Here is a 19,601-nt window from a genome sequence, read left to right as displayed (position 1 = left end):
GATTAATAAACTTAAGAGTCTCCTCATACACAGATTGGATTCCGTATTCCACCCAAATCTCCTGCCCTCTTTTCTGCGCTAAACCACCCAAAAAATCAAGTAGCTTCAAATCCACACTATCCGTGCGCGTGCCAATAGACATTCCAACAACATTAGGCAAATCCAATGCGGCAATATAAAGCTTCTCTAAAGTTTCAAAAGGAGCATAAGTATTGGTAAAAGATTGGAAATAAATCATATACTTTTCAACGCCAAACTTATTGCGATGAAAATCACTTTGCCAATCGTATTGGCTCTGTAATTGCTTAAGCTGCGTCTCTAACAAAGGATTCTTTGTCATCTTGGGATTCATTTTGAGAGCGACTTTTGGCTCTTTGTCTAATGTGGGTGAAAAACTTTCGTTTTTACAAAAAATACAACCTCCACGCGCCACGCTACCATCAATATTTGGGCAAGTAAATCCCGCAAGCGCAATGGGCACTTTGCGCACCCGTTTTCCAAATCTCCGCTTGCAATAGCGTCCAAAGGTTAGCATTTGCTTCACGATTTATCCAATATACTTGCTATCAAAACAAGCTTGACAATATTGATAATTTTCTATGCCAATGCTTCGCTTTAACCCCTCAAGAGACAAGAAAGACAAAGAATCCGCACCGATAAACTTACAGACTTCTTCGTGGCTCATTTTCGCACTAATCAAATGCTCTACACTTGGCGTATCCACACCATAATAACAAGGGGAAATGGTTGGGGGAGAGGAAATTTTCATATGAATTTCTTTTGCTCCACAATCGCGCAAAATCTTTACAATCTGGCGACTCGTTGTCCCACGCACCACAGAATCATCAATCACAACGATACGCCGATTTTCAATTAATTCCCGAATCGGATTCAACTTCAACTTGACTTTTAATTCGCGTATTTGTTGCGTTGGCTCAATAAATGTTCGCCCGACATAATGATTACGAATAATGCCAAGCTCAAAAGGAATCTTACTTGCTTGAGAATATCCAAGTGCTGCGGCAACGCCACTATCAGGCACAGGAATCACAAGGTCTGCTTCCACAGGATTTTCTTTAGCCAATTCCTCTCCCATTTTTTTGCGAATATTATAAACAAGGTGTCCAAATACACGACTATCTGGACGCGCGAAATAAACATACTCAAAAACGCAAGGGTGAGGATTGGGCGGCATAATGTGGTGCGATTCCATACTTTCTTTAGAAAAAACTAGCATTTCCCCCGGTTCCACATCTCGCAAATATTTTGCGCCTACCAAATCAAAGGCACAGGTTTCACTCGCAACAATATAGCCTTTACTCCCATCAGGGTTGATGATTTCTCCAAGACTTAGGGGGCGAAATCCATATCTATCACGAATCACAAACATTTTTTTGCGGCTTAGTATAATGAAGCAAAATGCCCCTTTGAGACGCAAAACTGCTTCTTTGATTCTATCAATTAAATTTTCTTGTTTGGCTCTTGCAATCAAATGAATCAAATTTTCTGTATCCATATAGCTTTGAAAAATTGCTCCCTCTTTGATGAGCTCATTACGAATTTGACGCGCATTTGTGAGATTTCCATTATGGACAATTGCAATTTCGCCTAAATCATAACGCGCAAACAAAGGCTGCGCGTCCGAAATAGAATCATTCCCAGCAGTAGAATAACGATTATGCCCTACGGCACTAGAGCCTTTGAGTTTTTTAAGTGTTTCATCGCAAAAAACTTCCGTTACTAAACCATTTCTTTTAATCGTTGTAATCTTTTCTCCATTGCTCGTGGCAATTCCTGTGGCTTCTTGTCCGCGATGTTGCATAGAAAACAGAGAATAATACGCGATACTCGCGGCATTTTGGGCATTATAAACCCCTACGACCGCACATTCTTCATTCCAATCACTTTTTATAGAGGATTGGTCTGCTAAGGTCTGATTTTTGATTGGCATTTCCACTGCTTATAATCCCAAAGAATCTTCAATGCCATACAATCCATTTGGTTGTTTTTGCAACCAAAGGGCAGCTTTAATTGCTCCTTGCGCAAAAGTCGCACGAGAAGTTGCAGTATGCACTAACTCTAAATATTCTCCCTCACCATAGAATCCGACATTATGAATCCCGGTTACATCGCCTCCACGCAACGCCATTACAGCAATTTCCTCTTGATTGCGTTCGCCGATATTACCATTTCTGCCACTCGTGCGTACTTTGTCTAATTCCAAATCTCTAGCTTTTGCACAAGTTTGCGCCAAATACAGAGCTGTCCCACTAGGAGAATCTTTTTTATGACGATGATGTGTTTCTACAATCTCAATATCAAAATCACGCAAAGCTTTTGCTACTAATTTCACTGCTTTATTTAACACTGCGACGCCTAAAGACATATTGCTAGCATATAAAATAGGCATTTTTTTGGACGCTTCTTTGATAAGATTTTCGTGATGAGATTCTAATCCTGTTGTGCCAATCACAATAGGCGTGGGATTGTTAAGAGCGACTTCCAATAACGCGCAAGTGCCCTCTGCCGTTGTGAAATCAACGACTACATCGGAACTTTCTAATAAAACTTTCAAATCATTTGTAATCAAAACACCAGGGTCAATAGAAAAGTCTAAATCTTTGCGCACATAGACGCATTCTAGTTTAACTTGATGATTTTTCTTTGCTAAATCTACAACCAATTTTCCTACACGTCCGCCAGCACCAAAAACTCCAATACCTAGCACAACAAACTCCTTTACTTATGATGTTCAATATATTCAATCGCCCCAAGTGCTGCGGTTGCACCGTCTGCTGCTGCACATACTACTTGCTTTGGTGCGTCCATTCTCAAATCACCAGCAACAAATAATCCCGGAATGTTTGTTTCCATTTTGAGATTCACAATTGCTTGCCCATATTCATTGACTGCACAAAGAGTGCTTCCGTCTTCTTGCATAAGCACTGCATTATTGACATTAAAACCAATCAACACAAAGATTCCATCTACCTTAATTTCTTTTGAGGATTCGTTATCTAAGTTTTTTAATTTCAATCCTGTTACGCCGGATGCATCACCACAAATTTCTTCAATGCCATAAGGGGTTAAAAATTCAATTTTTGCTTCCTTTTTAGCACGTTCTAGTGTAACAGGAGAGGCGCGGAACGCATTTCTACGATGAATAAGCGTAACTTTAGAACAAATTTTAGCAAGATAGATGGATTCTTCTACTGCGGTATCTCCTCCACCTAGCACTGCGACTTCTTTGTTTTTATAAAAGAATCCATCACAAGTTGCACACGAGCTAACGCCCTTTCCCCAATAAACATCCTCGCCTTTGACGCCAGAACGTTTTGGGCTACCACCTGTTGCAATGATAACAGCTTTTGCTTCTACTTCTTTTTGATTGCTTAGCACCACTACGAAATGATTTTCTCTTTTTTCAATGCGTTTGACTTCCGCCATTTCGTGTTTTAAACCAAATCTAAAGCATTGTTCCTGCCAAGGCATCATAAAATCAAATCCGCTTTTAATCTCTGCAACGCCGGGATAATTCTCCATTTCACTACTAGAAGTAATTTGACCTCCGGGCATACCCTTTTCAAACATTACAACTTCTTTTAATCCCCCTCTTGTAGCGTATAATCCCGCGCTAAGTCCAGCAGGTCCGCCACCAATAATCGCTAATTCTATCATCTTTCTCTCCTTATGGTTTATTCCCTTTGAAATTCACTAATTTATAAACTCCATTTTCTTTTATATGTGTATAAAGTTTAGAATCTTTATTATCTTGCTTTAAAATAAAGCATTGCGGTAATCCTCTCACATCAAATTCATGAATTAATTTTAACATCAAAGTGCTTGAAATTTTCAGTTCTATAAGATTTGGAATATCTTTTTGTGCATTTTGCCCTTGTTGATACAAATCAATCGCCAAAAGAATAAGGTTTTCTTGCATATTTTGCATTAAAAACTCTGTGGGCTTTGACGCAAATGAGCTATAAAAACATATTTTATATTGTGGAGATTGAGGCACAAAAAGGCTCATTGCACCCTCTTGACTTTGATAAAAAGAATCCTCATTGAAATTAATTTTTGAAATAGAGGTGAAAGAATATTGATAATATAAAAATGCGCCCACCGCAAAAATAACGACAAACGCAATAGGGAGTCCCGGACAACATTTTTTCATGTCAAAACTCCCTCTTGAATAAAGACTTTAAAAACACTTATAACAAGCCATTAAGTTTGTCTTTAAATTCCTGCTCTGTTGCTGCTCCAATCATTTCATCTACTTTTTCTCCGTTTTTATAGAAAAAGATTGTCGGGATAGAACGGATTCCAAATTTTGTTGCAAGTTCTTGTTGTTCGTCTGTATTGACTTTACAAACTTTTGCCTTACCCTCATATTGCGTTGCAAGACTATCAATCACAGGGGCAATCATTCTACAAGGTCCGCACCAAGGAGCCCAAAAATCTACCATTACAACACCTTCTTTGATGATTTCATCAAAGTTTTGTTCTGTTAATTCAATATAACCAGCCATAATTTTCTCCTTAAAATATTAAATTTTATCGGCGCATTATACAACGATTAACTTAAAAAACAAAAACTTTTGCGATTCTTTTAGTTAAATATTTTTTTACTTACAATTTAACTTTTTATTGCTTTTTGCGCACTTTATTGCTATCACCGCATTAGCTCTACCAATCGTTGGACGCTCTCTTCATAGGTAATGGCTTCATTATAGCCCTGTTTCAAATATTCTTCCATTTCTGTTTTCTTGGCGATTGCTTCATCTAAGTCTTTATCACTTCCCGCTTGGTAAGCTCCGATTCTAATAAGCACTTCATTTTCTTTAAGCAAAGAATACAAACGGCGAAATTTTCTTGCTGCTTGTATATGCTCCTCGTTTGCCACATCTCCCATTAGTCTTGAAGCGGAATTGAGAATATTAATAGGAGGATAGATTCCAAAATCTGTCAAAGAGCGGTCTAGCACAATGTGTCCGTCTAAAATACTTCGGCTTTGGTCTGCAATAGGGTCGCTCATATCATCGCCCTCCACCAATACGGTGAAATACGCAGTGATAGAACCATGTCCCTCTTCTTTTCCTGCTCTTTCCATTAATTGTGGCAAAAGCGTCAAAACAGAGGGTGGATAACCCTTGCTCGTAGGCGGCTCACCAAGTGCGAGTCCAATCTCCCTTTGCGCCATTGCAAAGCGAGTTACAGAATCCATCATAAATAAGACATCTTCACCCTTAGCTTTGAAATATTCCGCAACACTCATTGCAGCAAATGCACCATATTTTCTCATTAAAGGGGAATCATCACTCGTAGCAACTACAAGAACGGTATTTGTTAAATCTCCTCCTAAATTTTTTTCTACAAATTCTGGAACTTCCCTACCCCTCTCTCCAATCAAAGCAATGACTTTAATTTTTGCAGTTGCACCACGTACAATCATTCCCATTAGGGTAGATTTCCCTACCCCACTTCCAGCAAAGATTCCTAACTTTTGTCCCTTGCCACAGGTAAGCAATCCATCAATGCTTTTGACGCCTACACTAAAAACTTCATCAATCATACCGCGCCGCATTGCTGCAATAGGCGGACGAATGATAGGGATTGAACCTTCAGCCTTTAAAGCACCCTTACTATCTATGGGTTCTCCTAGTGGATTAATCACTCTCCCTAGTAATTCAGGTCCAATAGGAATTTGCAATCCACGCGTATTCAAATAGACTTTATCCCCGACTTTCATTCCCTCAATGAACGAAAAGGGGGTGATTTTAAAATTATCCTTCTCTAGTGCTGTTACCATACCCATTGCGCTATTGTCTTCGCCTACGATGCGGACAATATCACCAATGCGTGGAATCAAGCCATCTGCGGATAAAAATCCTTGCTCTACCTTGATAATTAAACCAAATGCAGGGGATAGATTAAGACCATTTAGACGCTCTCTTAGACTTTGTAAGGACATTAAATCTCTTTTGTTTGATTTTAACGAAGTAGAATTTTAATATATTTTTACTAAAATTATAACTTCAAAGATTCAAATTTGATTGCATTTTCATTATTACAAAGGATTAAAATGCCTAAAATAAGTGTATTTGGCGGTGGAGCTTGGGGGAGAGCCTTGCATTTTGCCTTTAGTAAAACAAATGATTGTTATATTGTCTCACGCAAAAATTTAGAGATGAAATCACAAATTACTCCCAAAGAGGCACAAGATAGCGATTTTTTTATTGTTGCAATTGCTAGCTCTGCCCTACATACTTGGCTTGCAACTTCACCCTTGCCAACACACGCCAAGATTCTAGTTGCTTCTAAAGGAATCGCACAAGGACAATTCGTCAGTGAAATCTTTGAGAGTTTTTATCCGCAAAGCAAACTTTGCTTTTTAGCGGGACCAAGCTTTGCCAAAGAAGTGCAAGATTCATTGCCCTGTGCATTAAATGTTCATACCAATGCAACCAATAACGCTAAGGAATGGTTAGGTTTGTTCCCAAATTTCATCAAACCTTACGCGTGTAATGACATCATCGGCGGAGAAATTGGGGGGGCTTACAAAAATGTAATCGCTATTGCAAGTGGAATCTGTGAGGGAATGAAACTCGGCAATAATGCACGTGCTTCTCTAGTTGCACGCGGGCTTGTAGAAATGACGCGTTTTGGACAATATTTTGGAGCACAAGATTCTACATTTTTGGGATTATCCGGTGCTGGAGATTTATTTCTAACTGCCAATTCTATTCTTTCGCGTAATTTTCGTGTAGGAATCGGATTAGCACTTGGCAAAACCCTGCCAACAATTTTAGAAGAAATTGGAGAAATCGCGGAAGGAGTAAAAACCTCTAAAGAAATTTATTCTCTTAGTCAAAAACACCAAATCTACACCCCTATTGCAAAAGAAGTTGCGCTTATTATGGAGGGTAAAAGCCCAAAGCAAAGCCTAACTGATTTAATGAAAAGCTAAATATTTCTACTCTAAATTATTGGATTTTAAAATATTTCTATAAGTCAAGCCCACAAAAGGCTTGAAAAGAAGCAAGGTTAGAAAGTGCGTTTCAAGAGTTCTTCAGGGCGCAAAATAGTAATAATCCTATCATCTCTTTTTCCTACGCCATAGATTAGATTCTCATCTTGACTAATTGTTTCTGGTGTAGGGTCAATGTCTGATTCTTTAATGCGTACAGATTCTGTCAAGCGGTCAATAACGAATCCTGCTTTATCCTCTTGAACTTGGATTACAATATAACGAGTATCTTCTGTTGGTTTTTCATAAGGCAAACCAAACTTTAAGCGCAAATTGATTAATGGCACAACCCAACCACGCATATTAAATACTCCCAAAACATAGTTTGGCACTCCGGGCACTCTCGTATATTCTAGCGGTTTGATAATTTCTTGAATACTCAAGATTGGCACTGCAAATTCTTCTGACCCAATCACAAAAGCAACTAACTGAATGACATTTTCTGTCTCCACAGGCGGCTTTTTTTGTGCTTGTTGTTTTTGTAAAACATCTTGTAATTGATTGCTCATTATTCAGTTACCTCCACGGTTAAATTAATATTTCGTTTCACAACATTCATCAAATATTCTGGTGAATAAGGTTTAGTGATATATTCTGTCATTCCAGATTCTACCCCGCGCATTCTATCAGTTTTGCTAGTTCGGCTCGTAACTGCCATAAGTGGGAGATTCTTGAATTTCGCATACTTACGAATCTCTGCTGCCAATGTATAACCGTCCATCTTAGGCATTTCAATATCAATCAAAACAGCATCAAAATGCTTATCACCATTTTTAATAATCTCTAGTGCTTCTAATCCATTCGTCGCTTCAGTCAAGGTAATTCCAAGAGGTTTCAAGGCTTTTCTCATAATTGCACGGTCTGTCATAGAATCATCTACCATTAAGACTTGATAATCACTTGGCGAATTTTTCTCTTTTTTGGTTTCACTCTCTTGGGCTAATTTACTGATACTAACTTTGACCTGTTTTGCCATTTGCATCATTGCGGCAATATCCACAATCAATGTTACTCTACCATCACCACGAATTGTAGCACCTGCGATTCCTTCTGTTCCTTTCAAATAAGTACCAAGGGACTTGATAACTACTTCCTCTTGTCCAATCAAGAAATCAACAATGATACCAATTTTATTTTCCGCTAAACCAATCACAACAACATAGGCTTGTTCGGAATCATCAAAAACAGAATCCACACCGAAAATATCTGCCAAACGGACGAGCGGTAATACTTCATTTCTTAGACGCAATACACTTTTGTTTTCCACGGTGTAGATTTCATCTTGTGAGATTCTAACGGTTTCAATAACTGAAGCAAGTGGAATCGCATAAAATTCTTCTTGCACACCGACAAGTAAAGACTGAATAATTGCTAATGTAAGAGGAATTTTAAGTTTTAAAACCGTACCCTCACCTTTACTACTATCTACATCAATAATACCATTAAGTTTTTCAATATTAGTTTTAACAACATCCATTCCTACCCCACGCCCACTAACGTTAGTAACAACTTTAGCTGTTGAAAAACCTGCTTTAAAGATTAGCCCATAAGCTTCTTTGTCGCTCATAGAATCTGCTTCACGTTCGCTAATTAAGCCCTTTTCAACTCCCTTAGAGCGTAATAAATCAGGATCCATACCTTTACCATCATCTTTGATTTCTACAACAATATGGTTTCCTTCATTATAGGCTTTAAGTTCAACCGTTCCTTTTTCTGGCTTGCCGGCTGCTACCCTATCTTCTTTGGATTCTACACCATGGTCGCACGCGTTTCTAATCAAATGCACCAATGGGTCGCCAATTTCCTCTACGATAGACTTATCAAGCTCTGTCTCCTCTCCACTAATGAGCAAATCAATTTCTTTGCCGAGGTCTCTTGAAAGGTCGCGCACCATACGAGGGAATTTATTAAATACCCTACCAATTGGTAACATTCTCGTTTTCATAACTGCAAGCTGAATATCCGTAGTTACCATAGATACACTTGCTACTACTTGATTGAGTTCTTCTAGGAATTTTTCACCCTCATAACGTTCTTCTACATCATTATAGATTTTAATCAAGCGGTTTTTACCAAGAACAAGCTCTCCAATCAAGTTCATCAAACTATCCAAACGTTTAACATCTACCCGAATGGTTTGCTCCATAGCAGTTGCTGGTGCTTTGCTTTCCTCTCCACCTCCACGAGGCTTTGGAGCAGGTTTAGCCGCTGCGGCAGGTTTGGGGGCGGCTGGAGCTGCTGGCTTAGGAGCGGCTGCGGCAGGTTTTGGAGCAGCAGGGGCTGCTGGGGCAGCAGCTGCCTCATTCACTTCTCCCGGTGCTTGCACATCGTCTAATTCACCTTTAGCACGTTTTTCTTCACGTTTCTTTTTGTCTTCTTCTTGTCGTTTATTCAGTAATCTCTCAATTTCTTTTTCCACTTCTTCTGCAGACATATTTGCATAATCAGGCTCTGGTTCCTCTGCGGCAGGTGCAGGCTCTGGTGCAGCTGGAGCGGCGGCTTCTGCTGCAGGAGCTGCTGGGGCTTCACTTTGAGCCTGTGGAGCTTCTCCTTTTGAGATTGCATCTAAACGTTCTACAACACTAGCAATATCTCCGTCCAAACCTGTACTTGCATCTGTTCCTGTATCACGAATCGCATTGAGCAACTTTTTCATAAAGTCAATAGACTCCAAAACAACGTCCATAATATCTGGAGTGATTGCTAATTCACCATGTCTTGCTTTATTTAATACATCTTCCATATGATGTGTTAAATGTGTTAGCACTGAGAAATTTAAAAATGAACCAGAACCCTTGATTGTGTGAGCCACCCTAAAGATTCTATTTAATAGGTCTAAATCATCAGGGTTATTTTCTAATTCCACCAAGTCTTGGTCAAGCTGTTCAACCATTTCAAACGCTTCAATTAGAAAATCCTCTAGTATCTCTTGCATTTCGTCCATAATTATACCTTTCCTTTACAAAATAAAATTTACGCTAATTACTGCTGTATTTATTCACAATTCTTGTGATTTCATCATGGAATTTATTTCCATCAAATTTAACAAGATAAGACTCTGCGCCCGCTTCCTTGCCACGGCTTTCGCTAAACTTATCGCTAATAGAAGAGCTAAAGACAATCGGAATCTTAGCAAATCTTGGGTCTTCTTTGACTTTAGCTGCGAAATGGAATCCGTCCATTTGAGGCATTTCAATATCTGAAATAATAATCTTAAGCTGTCGCACAAGATTATCACCATAGTTTTCATAAAGCTTATCAAGCTTTTGAAGCCCTGCTTCTCCATTGTTGGCTTCCGCAACATCAAAGCCCATTTTTTCTAAAAACTCTTTTAAAATTTTTCTCGCGATTGTGCTATCATCAAGTACAAGTGCTAGCCCATTAAATTTGCTATAAGTGCGTTCTGCGCTCATTTCTGGATGATAGAATCCCAAATCTTGCACAATGCTTTCCAAATCCAAAACCAACAAGACTTGGTTACCCTCAATCCTTGTAACTCCTGTAATTTTGCTTTTATCCATATTGGTTTCTGCTGAAGAGCTAAAATGTGCCGGCTCAATATCTTTCCAATTAATACGGCGAATACGTTTTGCCTCATGCACAATAAAACCTATCATAATATTATTAAACTCTGCAACAATAACACGTGGTTTAATCTTTTTATTCTTAGGAACTTCAACATGCATCCATTTGGCAAGATTAATCACAGGGATAACAACCCCTCGCAAATCAAAAATCCCTTCTATATAATCAGGCACACCGGGCAACTCTGTAAGCTTTGGCAAACGGATAATTTCATTAACTTTTGCGACATTAATTCCATAAATCCCTTCATATAGCTTACCTTTTTCAAGCTTATGGATTCTAAAATCTACCAACTCCATTTCGTTGGTTCCGACTTTTAGAGTATCATCTCGTTCAAAGTTTGACACCTCAAAACTCCTTTTTGGTTAAGGATAAACAATAATTTGTATATTCTACAACAAAATACTTTTTTTTACAAGCAAAAAAAGGTAACCCTATATAATTCATACCATTAAATTTTATACTTTCTCCCCAATGAAAATGCCCTTCTATAATATAAGAATCCATTGGAATCGCTAAATGTTCTTGATAACTTTCAATGCGTAAAATTGCTAATTTATCGTTATTAGAAAGTCTTTGATTGGTTTGTTGGTTTTGATTCTTTAAGCTTTTTTTGTGTTGTAAATAATGCAAAATTTTAGCATATAAAAAAAAAGAAAAAAAATCTAAAAAATTAATAAGAAATTGTTGGCGAATCACTTGCGTATAAAATGAATAATGCCAATTCAAAAATACATCGCCGTGTGCTAAATAGGCTTTTTTATCTCCAAAGCCAAAACAAACGGGTTGCACTTTTAAAGGAAAACAGCAAATATTCTTAAAATAAGGAATCTTGGATAGTAAAAAATCGTGATTCCCCTCAAAATAATAAATTTTATGCTTTAAAGACAATTGTTCTAATAAAGCAAGTGTTTTTTGGTTGTCTTGCAATGCCTTTTTGACACCACCAACCAAAAAATCAAAAATGTCTCCCATTAAGAAAATTTGCCGACTAGGAGATTGCAAAAGCATTTCAAACACAGAATCTAAAGTGTTTTGATAAAGGCTATGATGATGAGAATCCGCAATAAAAATCGCCCCCTCTTGAATACTTAAATCTCGCTCTGTCATAAATAAGCTTCAAAATCAAGGTGCATAAGCAATTTGTGGTAATCCTAAGGATTCTTCTAATCCAAACATTAAATTCGCATTTGCAAGTGCCTGCGAACTCGCACCTCGCAAGAGATTATCAATACTTGAAGTAATAAATAAATCCAAACCATCTGTTTTGGCAAAAATATCGCAAAAATGCGTGCCTGCAACATTTTTAATTTGAGAGCAAACGTTACGAATGCGAATAAAAGGCTCATTGGCATATTTTGCTTGTAGAATCTCTAGCGCATTGATAGGTTCTTTTAAATGCGCATAAACAGAAACGAGCATTCCGCGTGTTAGAGGAATCAAATGGGGCACAAAGAGTGCCTTTAAATTTTCTTTACCTATCTTTTTTAATTGCTCGTTAATCTCGGGTGAATGGCGATGATTAATAGGAGAATACGCAAAGAGGTTTTCATTAATCGTTACAAAATGCGAGGTTTGCACTAATTTTTTTCCCGCACCACTCACGCCACTTTTGGCATCTATGTAGAGTGTTTGATTGGAATCCAAATAAGAAACAAAAGGCAAAATTGCGAGCAAAGAGGCAGTGGGATAGCACCCCGGATTGGCAACCAAATGCGTATTGGAAATTTGTGAGCGATTGTATTCTGGTAGCCCATAAACTGCATTTTTAAGATTCTCTTTATCTAAATGCGGACAGTAATTTTCTTCGTATTTCTCTAAACTCAAACGATAATCTGCCGATAAATCTACGATTTTAATCCCCTTGCCATAAAGCCCTTTTACATATTCCATTGCCTTTTGATGAGGCAAAGCAAGAAAAACCAACTCACTTTCTTGTGCAATTTGTTCGAGATTGGCTTCTAACACAGGTAATTTAACGACATCTTTCAGACAAGGATGCAAAGCAGATAATTCTTGATGATTCTCACTCGCATAGACAGCATTTAATTCAAACACCTGGTGATTGAGGAGCAATTTTACAAGCTCCAATCCTGTATAACCACTCACTCCAATAATAGAAGTCTTAATTTTCATCAATTTTCCTTTCTTAAAACTATATCAAAATACTTGAATCTTATCCCCCTCCCATAAAAGTAAGACACTCCACCACATCATTTTCTTGTAATAAATAAGAATCCCATTTATCTTGTTTAATCACTTCAAGATTAATTGCCACTGCGACACTTTTTGTTTCAATCTTATATTCTCGTAACAATTCTAGCACATTTTGGGATTCTGTATTAATAAAATTTCCATTCAACTTAATTTGCATTATTGCCTCCTTATAATACTCAAGTTCATAAAATGCAATTTTATGATTTTTTATTGAAAAATTTATAAAAAAATCCCTCTTTAATGACTTCTTCTCCACGCGTAACAAATAATTCACCCTTTTTGAGATTCCGCCTTATCGTGCTTCCTGCGCCGATGAGACAATCATTTTCAATCACCACAGGAGCGACTGCTTGCGAATCACTCCCGATAAATACATTTTCACCAATAATGGTTTGGTGCTTGCTCTTGCCATCATAATTACAAGTAATAAAGCCTGCACCGATATTCGTCCCCTTGCCTACCTTGCTATCGCCAATATAACTCAAATGTCCCGCTTTGACACCCTCTAATTGTGATTTTTTCACCTCTACAAAATTGCCAATATGTGTATTTTTAATTATACTTTGCGGACGTATATGTGCTAAAGGTCCTATATCACTCAATTCTATGACGCTAGATTCTATGACGCTTTGCGCTTTAATTTGCGATTCTATGATTTTGGAATCTCCACAAATGCGCACACCATTTTCTAGCACACATTCTCCGACAAACTCCACCCCCTCTTCAATATAAATCGTATCTGGTAAGCACATTAAAACGCCCTTTTTTAACCAAAACTCTTTAATGCGATTGCCCAAAATTTCCTCTGCTCTTGCAAGGTCTAATTTATCATTCACGCCTTTAAAATTTTTCACCTCTACAAACAAAGGCATAATAGACACAGAATCCTTTTGTGCAAGCGAAATAATATCCGTCAGATAATATTCTTTTTGCGCATTATGATTATCCAAAAGCGGCACATAAGATTCTAAAATCTTTTTAGAAAAGCAATAAATTCCGGCATTAAGTGTGCTAAGTGCTAAAATTTCAGCACTCGCGTCTTTCTCCTCTATAATCTCTTGCACCTGATTATTTTTAATCACAACGCGCCCATAACCACTTGTATTTGGCAAATCAAGCACGCTCATCACGAGTTCAGATTCCAAGCCGATAAACTTCGCCAATTCCTCTGCTTGCACCAAAGGCATATCGCCATTTAAGACTAAGACTTTTTCGTATTTTGGTGTATAGTTCTTTAGTGCGCCTCCAGTGCCAGGAAAATTCTCCAAATCCTGACGCAAAAAGCGAATCCTCTCTCCAAAATATTCCTGCATTTTAGCTTTAATCAATTCCTCTTTAAAGCCTAAAACTACGCAAATATCATCACTTAATTTAAGAGATTCTTTAATGCTATAATAGAGCATTTCGCGTCCGCAGATTTTATGCAAAACTTTCGGGGTATTGGATTTCATACGCGTGCCTTTTCCGGCAGCTAAAATCACGATTGATAAGGAGTTCTGATTCATAGATAAGATTCCACTCTTAAGATAATTTAAACAAATTTTAACACAATAAAGTTTAAAATAAATGTGTCTAATTAATTTTCGCTATTATATATTTGTGAAACTTCAGAAAAGTTTAATATTTAAATTATTTCTGAAATATCTTTCACTGCTACATTATCAATGGTTTTGCACTCTGCTTCACACTTTAAAAGTATGCAATAAAAATCTTTAGGATTCTTTTTGCTAACCGAAAAAACCACAAAATATTCGCCATCCTCTTTTAGTTTATTTTGGTCTCCAATCCTTTCATTACACATAATATCGGGAATATTTTTTTCTTTGCATTTTTCTTTTATCGGTGCATATTTAAACTCACTATCAGAATGATAGAAATCATATTCGGAAGTTTTTATTGTTTTATAGAATCCTTTTAGTTCATTTTCTTGTAGCTTTTGCACATACAAATCATACTTCTTTTGGTCTATTGTAGGATTCTTGTTTTCTAGCTTCACCAATCCACTATCCCCACAACCTACAACAAATAATCCTGCCAATACAACAGCAATGCCTAATTTTTTCATTTTGTCTCCTTAAAAATTAAAGTTAATTACGCTAAAATGCAAAATTTTTATTTTCTAAAACAAAGTAGGAGTATTTTTGGAAGAATTTGATTATTACGAGATTTTAGAAGTTAGTCGCAATGCAAGCGGGGAGGAAATCAAAAAAGCCTATCGCAAAATGGCATTGAAATATCACCCCGATAGAAATCCTGACGACAAAAATGCCGAAGAAATGTTTAAAAAAGTCAATGAAGCCTACCAAATCCTAAGCGATAAAGAAAAGCGTCAAATTTACGACACTTATGGCAAAAAAGGCTTGGAATCTAGTGGCTTTGGGTTTGGCAATATGGAGGGAAGCATTTTTGATATTTTCAATTCCGTTTTTGGCGGTGGATTTGGCGGATTTAGTAGCGGGTTTGGCAACACACGCAAGAAAAACGAAAAATATTCACGCGATTTAGCCATTGAATTAGAGCTTAGCTTCCAAGAAGCCGTGTTTGGCTGCAAGAAAGAGATTGAAATCTACTACAAAAACGCTTGTGAGGCGTGTAAAGGGAGCGGGGCAAAAGATGGCAAAGTAACCACTTGTAGCGCGTGTAAAGGGAGCGGGCGTGAGACTTTCACGCAGGGCTTTATGACCTTTGCTCAAACTTGTTCCAAATGTCACGGAAGCGGCGAAATGAGTGCAGAAAAATGCGAGAAATGCTCCGGCAAAGGCTATCAAGAGAAGAAAGAAAAATTTGAGATTAAAATCCCAGAGGGCGTGGATAATCAAAACCAAATCCGCGTGCAAGGACGCGGTAATCAAATGCCAAATGGCTCACGCGGGGATTTATATGTAGAAATCAGCGTGCAAGAAGACACACATTTTATACGACATCGTAACGATATTTATTTGGAAGTGCCTGTGTTTTTCACGCTCGTAATGCTTGGAGGAAGCATTAAGATTCCAGCCCTTACCAAAGAATTAGAACTCAAAATCCCTATTGGCGTCAAAGACAAGCAACAATTTGTCTTTTATGGCGAGGGCGTTAAAAGCGTCAATAGCAGCAAAAAGGGTAATTTCATCGCGGTAGTCAATATTTTGTATCCTGAAAAGTTAGAGCAAAAGCAACGCGATTTGCTCTTGCAATTACACCAATCCTTTGGATATGAGGAATCTAAGCCAATTAACTGCCTTGAGGGCTTGGTAGATAAAATCAAAAATTGGTTTAAATAACTTCAAGGAAATTTAATGCAAAAGGCTTTATGGATTCTTGTAGCAGATGTTTTATTGTTTGGTGCGCTTTTTTCTTGGCTACCTTTTACCCACGAAGCAAATCTCGGCATTTGTATCTTGGCATTTGTTGGGATTCTATGGGTTAGCGAGGCAGTGCATACAACCATTACCGCCTTAATCGTGCCCTTGCTTGCTGTAATGTTTGACTTACAAGATGTTACAACTGCTCTGAAGCCTTTTGCAAATCCGGTGATTTTTCTATTCTTTGGGGGATTTGCGTTAGCAAGTGCCCTGCATATTCAAGGCTTAGACAAACTGCTAGCCAATCGCTTAATTTTGCTTGCTAGGGGGAAAATGTCTCTAGCAATTTTTATGATTTTTGGAGTGAGTGCTCTGCTCTCAATGTGGATTAGCAATACCGCAACTGCTGCCATTATGCTACCTTTGGCACTTGGGATTCTATCCAACTTGGACTTTTCAAAGAATCGCGGGACTTTTGTGTTCGTCCTTTTGGGTGTCGCTTATAGCTCTGAAATTGGGGGATTTGGCACAATGGTAGGCAGCCCTCCAAATATCATTGCCGCTTCTTATCTTGGAATGAATTTTTTAGAATGGATGAAGCTTGGGATTCCCTTTATGTGCATTATGCTGCCTTGTATGATTGGAATCTTGTATGTGCTTTTAAAGCCAGACTTAAACCAAACCTTTCATCTAAAATTAGAAAAAACGCAGTGGGATTCTAAAAAAATCCTTACGCTCATTATCTTTGGGCTCACCGCTATTGCTTGGATTTTTAGCGCGAAATTAAGCGAATTATTTGGCGGAATCAAGGATTTGGATTCTATCATTGCATTAAGTTGTGCCATCGCCATAGGCGTAAGCCGCGTGGCAACTTGGAAAGAAATTCAAAGCAGCACAGATTGGGGCGTTTTATGGCTCTTTGGTGGTGGGCTTGCCTTAAGCGTGATTCTTAAAGACTCTGGCGCAAGCGCAGTGCTTGCAAATGGGGTTACAGCACTCTTTGGAAATAGTAATTGGCTAATGATTATTATTGCAACTGCACTTTTTATTATTTTCTTAACAGAATTTACAAGCAATACCGCAAGCTCGGCATTATTAGTGCCGATTTTTGGTGTCGTGGGAGACGCACTCGGTATGCCTCACGCAATGCTTCCTCTCGTGATTGGTTTTGGCGCGAGTTGCGCTTATATGCTACCTGTCGCCACACCTCCTAATGCAATCGTCTATGGAACAGGCTATATTCGGCAAATAGAAATGATGAAATATGGTGCGTGTGTGAATTTGTTTTCTATCGTCTTAATTTTGGCTTTTGCGTGGTTTATATGGCGTTTTATCTAAAGAGGATTTCGTGAAATCTTTTGGAAGCATTTTAGAAAGCCCTCTAGGAGAGATTCGCATTAGAGATAATGGCAACGCAATCCTAGAAATTTGCTTCGTAGAATCTCCACTGCAAGCCTCCTCGCTCAAGGCAAGCCCGCTAACCCTTGAAGCAAAAAAGCAATTACAAGAATATTTCACCCTACAACGCAAAACCTTCGATTTGCCTTTAGCACCTTGTGGAACAGAGTTTCAAAGGCTAGTTTGGCGGGAGCTTTGTGCAATCCCCTATGGAGAAACGCGCACTTATGGCACAATCGCACAGAAGATTCAAAATCCAAAAGCCGCACGTGCCGTTGGAGCTGCGAATCATCGGAATCCTATTGCGATTCTTATCCCTTGTCATCGCGTCATTGGTGCGAATGGAAAGCTTGTCGGCTATGCAGGTGGAATCGCAAGAAAGGCTGCACTTTTAGAATTAGAAAACGCAATGACATATTATCATTGCTGAAAATCAATCAATATGAGATTCTGCAAGGAATCGTAAGGCACATTGTGTGGCAATTTGTATAAATAAACAATGGAATCTTAAAGCCCAATAGCAAAGTTTTGGATTGAGAGTTTGCTATTTTGTAACAATAAGATAAATTCACCCTCGCCTAATATGACTTAAGAAAAATTGCAAACGTTCGTTTTTGGGAGAATCAAAAAAGCTTTGCGGAGGAAAATCCTCAAGGATTTTGCCACCCTCCATAAACAAAACTCTTGTGGCAACTTCCCTTGCAAACCCCATTTCGTGCGTAACACAAACCATACTCATTCCCTCTCCCGCTAAGCTTTTCATCAGCTCCAAAACTCCGCCCACCATTTCAGGGTCTAGCGCACTTGTCGGCTCATCAAAGAGCATTACTTCAGGCTTCATTGCGAGCGAACGCGCAATCGCGACTCTTTGCTTTTGCCCTCCGCTTAGACGCGAGGGATACTCATACGCCTTATCATACAATCCTACCCGCGCCAATAAGGCTAAAGCTGCTTCTTTTGCCTCGCTCACGCCCATTTTTTTTAACTTGACAGGGGCTAAGGTAATGTTTTCTAGCACATTGAGATTATTAAACAAATTAAAATGCTGAAAAACCATTCCCATTTTTGCACGCGCTTCGTTGATATTTTGACGATATTTTTTATCATATTCCTTAATCGCAAGTTGCAAAGACTTGCCTTTAAGATTCGCCAATTCGGGATATAAATCTACACTCAATTCAGAAATACGCCGATTATCTAACCAAATCTCGCCACTATCTGGAATCTCAAGCAGATTCAAACAACGTAAAAAAGTGCTTTTACCGCTCCCACTAGGTCCGACAATGACAATTTTTTCTCCTCGCTTAAACTCTGCATTCAAACCATTGAGCACGATTTTTTCATTCTTGCCCTCTTTAACGCCATTTTCATAATATTTTTTGACTAATTTTCTAACGCTTATCACTTTTTCTTAGTTTCCCTTCGTATTTTTTGACGATAAAACTTGCCACTAATACCAACACCAAATAGCAAAATGCTAAGAAAAAATATGGAATCATATATTCATAACTCGCGCTTCCAATCGTTTTAAAGGCATAAGTTAAGTCATGCACTGTAACATAATTCGCCACTGAAGTTTCTTTTAAAAGTGTAATAAATTCATTGCCCAAATTTGGCAAGGCATTTTTGAGAGCTTGAGGAAAGACAATGAAGCACATACTTTGTTTGGAGTTTAGCCCAAGTGCCCTTGCTGCCTCATTTTGCCCACTATCTACGCTCAAGATTCCCCCGCGAATAATCTCACTCACATACGCGCCACTATTCAAACCAAAAATCACAATAGCCACCAATAGCGCACTGCTCCCTGCAAGCCCAAAAAGCGGCAGAATCACAAAATAAATAAACAATAACTGCACAACAATTGGCGTCCCGCGAAAGAATCCCACATACATTTTAGCAAGAGCGACAAGCACAAGCTCTAGTGTATTTTTATCTTCTTTGGTGATTAAAATCGCAAGCATCGTGCCAATAAAGATTCCAATCATTAACCCACACACAGCAAGTAGAATCGTAACAAATAAACCCTCTACAACAAGCGCGTAACCCCCCTTGATGATGAATTGATTATAAAAAATTTCTATCTTATCCAT

At 38.3% G+C, this 19,601-nt stretch carries 20 protein-coding genes and 1 pseudogene; 4 read left to right on the top strand and 17 right to left on the bottom strand.

All coding sequences use genetic code 11. The annotated features are described in order from the left end of the window. The 7 genes and pseudogenes from HDT10_RS00570 to fliI all read right to left on the bottom strand — a co-directional run. Nucleotides 1–535: pseudogene (locus HDT10_RS00570) on the bottom strand (TIGR01212 family radical SAM protein); the annotation flags it as partial. Between the two features lie 12 nt (nt 536–547). Beyond that, nucleotides 548–1,951, bottom strand: a complete 1,404-nt coding sequence (purF, locus tag HDT10_RS00565) for an amidophosphoribosyltransferase (protein WP_290878832.1) — start codon at nt 1,949–1,951, stop codon at nt 548–550. A gap of 9 nt (nt 1,952–1,960) precedes the next feature. After that, nucleotides 1,961–2,728, bottom strand: a complete 768-nt coding sequence (dapB, locus tag HDT10_RS00560) for a 4-hydroxy-tetrahydrodipicolinate reductase (RefSeq protein ID WP_290878831.1) — start codon at nt 2,726–2,728, stop codon at nt 1,961–1,963. Between the two features lie 11 nt (nt 2,729–2,739). Continuing rightward, complete coding sequence (gene trxB / locus HDT10_RS00555) at nt 2,740–3,678, bottom strand: thioredoxin-disulfide reductase (protein WP_290878829.1); 939 nt, start codon at nt 3,676–3,678, stop codon at nt 2,740–2,742. A gap of 10 nt (nt 3,679–3,688) precedes the next feature. Then, nucleotides 3,689–4,174, bottom strand: coding sequence for a hypothetical protein (locus HDT10_RS00550; RefSeq protein ID WP_290878827.1), 486 nt, complete (start codon nt 4,172–4,174; stop codon nt 3,689–3,691). Nucleotides 4,175–4,211: 37 nt separating this feature from the next. Then, on the bottom strand, nt 4,212–4,529 hold the full coding sequence (trxA, locus tag HDT10_RS00545) for a thioredoxin (protein WP_290878825.1): 318 nt from the start codon (nt 4,527–4,529) through the stop codon (nt 4,212–4,214). A gap of 143 nt (nt 4,530–4,672) precedes the next feature. After that, entirely contained in the window at nt 4,673–5,971 is a 1,299-nt protein-coding gene (gene fliI, locus HDT10_RS00540; protein ID WP_290878823.1) for a flagellar protein export ATPase FliI, read from the bottom strand. Between the two features lie 111 nt (nt 5,972–6,082). Here fliI and HDT10_RS00535 point away from each other — a divergent pair, with 111 nt between their 5' ends. Further along, nucleotides 6,083–6,967, top strand: a complete 885-nt coding sequence (locus tag HDT10_RS00535) for an NAD(P)H-dependent glycerol-3-phosphate dehydrogenase (protein WP_290878821.1) — start codon at nt 6,083–6,085, stop codon at nt 6,965–6,967. Nucleotides 6,968–7,044: 77 nt separating this feature from the next. On the opposite strand, the gene HDT10_RS00530 is transcribed toward HDT10_RS00535, so the two are convergent. The 8 genes from HDT10_RS00530 to HDT10_RS00495 form a co-directional block, all read right to left on the bottom strand. Next, nucleotides 7,045–7,536 carry a chemotaxis protein CheW gene (locus HDT10_RS00530; protein WP_290878819.1) on the bottom strand — a complete coding sequence of 164 codons (492 nt, stop codon included), beginning with the start codon at nt 7,534–7,536 and terminating at the stop codon, nt 7,045–7,047. Further along, complete coding sequence (locus HDT10_RS00525; RefSeq protein ID WP_290878816.1) at nt 7,536–9,971, bottom strand: chemotaxis protein CheW; 2,436 nt, start codon at nt 9,969–9,971, stop codon at nt 7,536–7,538. Before HDT10_RS00525 ends, HDT10_RS00530 begins: the two co-directional genes overlap by 1 nt. 34 nt (nt 9,972–10,005) lie before the next feature. After that, entirely contained in the window at nt 10,006–10,959 is a 954-nt protein-coding gene (locus HDT10_RS00520) for a chemotaxis protein CheV (RefSeq protein ID WP_290878814.1), read from the bottom strand. 1 nt (nt 10,960) lies between these two features. Then, the gene (locus HDT10_RS00515; RefSeq protein WP_290878811.1) at nt 10,961–11,722 is read right to left on the bottom strand and encodes a metallophosphoesterase; all 762 of its coding nucleotides are present in this window, start codon (nt 11,720–11,722) and stop codon (nt 10,961–10,963) included. A gap of 15 nt (nt 11,723–11,737) precedes the next feature. Further along, on the bottom strand, nt 11,738–12,748 hold the full coding sequence (argC, locus tag HDT10_RS00510) for an N-acetyl-gamma-glutamyl-phosphate reductase (protein ID WP_290878809.1): 1,011 nt from the start codon (nt 12,746–12,748) through the stop codon (nt 11,738–11,740). A 40-nt stretch (nt 12,749–12,788) separates the two neighbouring features. Next, nucleotides 12,789–12,986 (bottom strand): sulfur carrier protein ThiS, encoded by a 198-nt coding sequence (thiS, locus tag HDT10_RS00505; protein ID WP_290878807.1) that lies wholly within the window; start codon nt 12,984–12,986, stop codon nt 12,789–12,791. A gap of 40 nt (nt 12,987–13,026) precedes the next feature. Next, the gene (gene glmU / locus HDT10_RS00500) at nt 13,027–14,334 is read right to left on the bottom strand and encodes a bifunctional UDP-N-acetylglucosamine diphosphorylase/glucosamine-1-phosphate N-acetyltransferase GlmU (protein ID WP_290878806.1); all 1,308 of its coding nucleotides are present in this window, start codon (nt 14,332–14,334) and stop codon (nt 13,027–13,029) included. 119 nt (nt 14,335–14,453) lie between these two features. Further along, complete coding sequence (locus HDT10_RS00495) at nt 14,454–14,894, bottom strand: hypothetical protein (protein WP_290878805.1); 441 nt, start codon at nt 14,892–14,894, stop codon at nt 14,454–14,456. 76 nt (nt 14,895–14,970) lie between these two features. Between HDT10_RS00495 and dnaJ the strand changes: the two genes are divergently transcribed. From dnaJ to HDT10_RS00480, 3 genes are read left to right on the top strand one after another with little or no spacing between them, the layout of a single operon-like run. After that, nucleotides 14,971–16,092 carry a molecular chaperone DnaJ gene (dnaJ, locus tag HDT10_RS00490; protein WP_290878804.1) on the top strand — a complete coding sequence of 374 codons (1,122 nt, stop codon included), beginning with the start codon at nt 14,971–14,973 and terminating at the stop codon, nt 16,090–16,092. 15 nt (nt 16,093–16,107) lie between these two features. Then, nucleotides 16,108–17,451, top strand: coding sequence for a DASS family sodium-coupled anion symporter (locus HDT10_RS00485; RefSeq protein WP_290878803.1), 1,344 nt, complete (start codon nt 16,108–16,110; stop codon nt 17,449–17,451). 10 nt (nt 17,452–17,461) lie between these two features. Further along, a complete protein-coding gene (locus HDT10_RS00480) occupies nt 17,462–17,941 on the top strand; it encodes a methylated-DNA--[protein]-cysteine S-methyltransferase (RefSeq protein ID WP_290878801.1) in 480 nt (159 codons plus the stop codon). A gap of 138 nt (nt 17,942–18,079) precedes the next feature. On the opposite strand, the gene HDT10_RS00475 is transcribed toward HDT10_RS00480, so the two are convergent. Together HDT10_RS00475 and HDT10_RS00470 are read right to left on the bottom strand one after the other, a co-directional pair. After that, nucleotides 18,080–18,847 carry an amino acid ABC transporter ATP-binding protein gene (locus HDT10_RS00475; RefSeq protein ID WP_290878844.1) on the bottom strand — a complete coding sequence of 256 codons (768 nt, stop codon included), beginning with the start codon at nt 18,845–18,847 and terminating at the stop codon, nt 18,080–18,082. 55 nt (nt 18,848–18,902) lie between these two features. Then, nucleotides 18,903–19,601, bottom strand: a complete 699-nt coding sequence (locus HDT10_RS00470; RefSeq protein ID WP_290878799.1) for an amino acid ABC transporter permease — start codon at nt 19,599–19,601, stop codon at nt 18,903–18,905.

It is taken from the genome of Helicobacter sp., from assembly GCF_014799995.1.
Lineage (GTDB): Bacteria > Campylobacterota > Campylobacteria > Campylobacterales > Helicobacteraceae > Helicobacter_D.
Note: the sequence above shows the minus strand (reverse complement) of the source record. Positions and strands in the feature narration are given on the sequence as shown.

Excerpts from the sequence above, each read along its gene's own strand:
- HDT10_RS00530 (WP_290878819.1), bottom strand. The coding sequence starts at position 7,536 with ATGAGCAATCAATTACAAGATGTTTTACAAAAACAACAAGCACAAAAA.
- trxB (WP_290878829.1), bottom strand. The coding sequence starts at position 3,678 with ATGATAGAATTAGCGATTATTGGTGGCGGACCTGCTGGACTTAGCGCG.
- purF (WP_290878832.1), bottom strand. The coding sequence starts at position 1,951 with ATGCCAATCAAAAATCAGACCTTAGCAGACCAATCCTCTATAAAAAGT.
- HDT10_RS00535 (WP_290878821.1), top strand. The coding sequence starts at position 6,083 with ATGCCTAAAATAAGTGTATTTGGCGGTGGAGCTTGGGGGAGAGCCTTG.
- HDT10_RS00515 (WP_290878811.1), bottom strand. The coding sequence starts at position 11,722 with ATGACAGAGCGAGATTTAAGTATTCAAGAGGGGGCGATTTTTATTGCG.
- HDT10_RS00495 (WP_290878805.1), bottom strand. The coding sequence starts at position 14,894 with ATGAAAAAATTAGGCATTGCTGTTGTATTGGCAGGATTATTTGTTGTA.
- HDT10_RS00485 (WP_290878803.1), top strand. The coding sequence starts at position 16,108 with ATGCAAAAGGCTTTATGGATTCTTGTAGCAGATGTTTTATTGTTTGGT.
- glmU (WP_290878806.1), bottom strand. The coding sequence starts at position 14,334 with ATGAATCAGAACTCCTTATCAATCGTGATTTTAGCTGCCGGAAAAGGC.
- trxA (WP_290878825.1), bottom strand. The coding sequence starts at position 4,529 with ATGGCTGGTTATATTGAATTAACAGAACAAAACTTTGATGAAATCATC.
- fliI (WP_290878823.1), bottom strand. The coding sequence starts at position 5,971 with ATGTCCTTACAAAGTCTAAGAGAGCGTCTAAATGGTCTTAATCTATCC.
- HDT10_RS00550 (WP_290878827.1), bottom strand. The coding sequence starts at position 4,174 with ATGAAAAAATGTTGTCCGGGACTCCCTATTGCGTTTGTCGTTATTTTT.
- HDT10_RS00525 (WP_290878816.1), bottom strand. The coding sequence starts at position 9,971 with ATGGACGAAATGCAAGAGATACTAGAGGATTTTCTAATTGAAGCGTTT.
- thiS (WP_290878807.1), bottom strand. The coding sequence starts at position 12,986 with ATGCAAATTAAGTTGAATGGAAATTTTATTAATACAGAATCCCAAAAT.
- HDT10_RS00470 (WP_290878799.1), bottom strand. The coding sequence starts at position 19,601 with ATGGATAAGATAGAAATTTTTTATAATCAATTCATCATCAAGGGGGGT.
- argC (WP_290878809.1), bottom strand. The coding sequence starts at position 12,748 with ATGAAAATTAAGACTTCTATTATTGGAGTGAGTGGTTATACAGGATTG.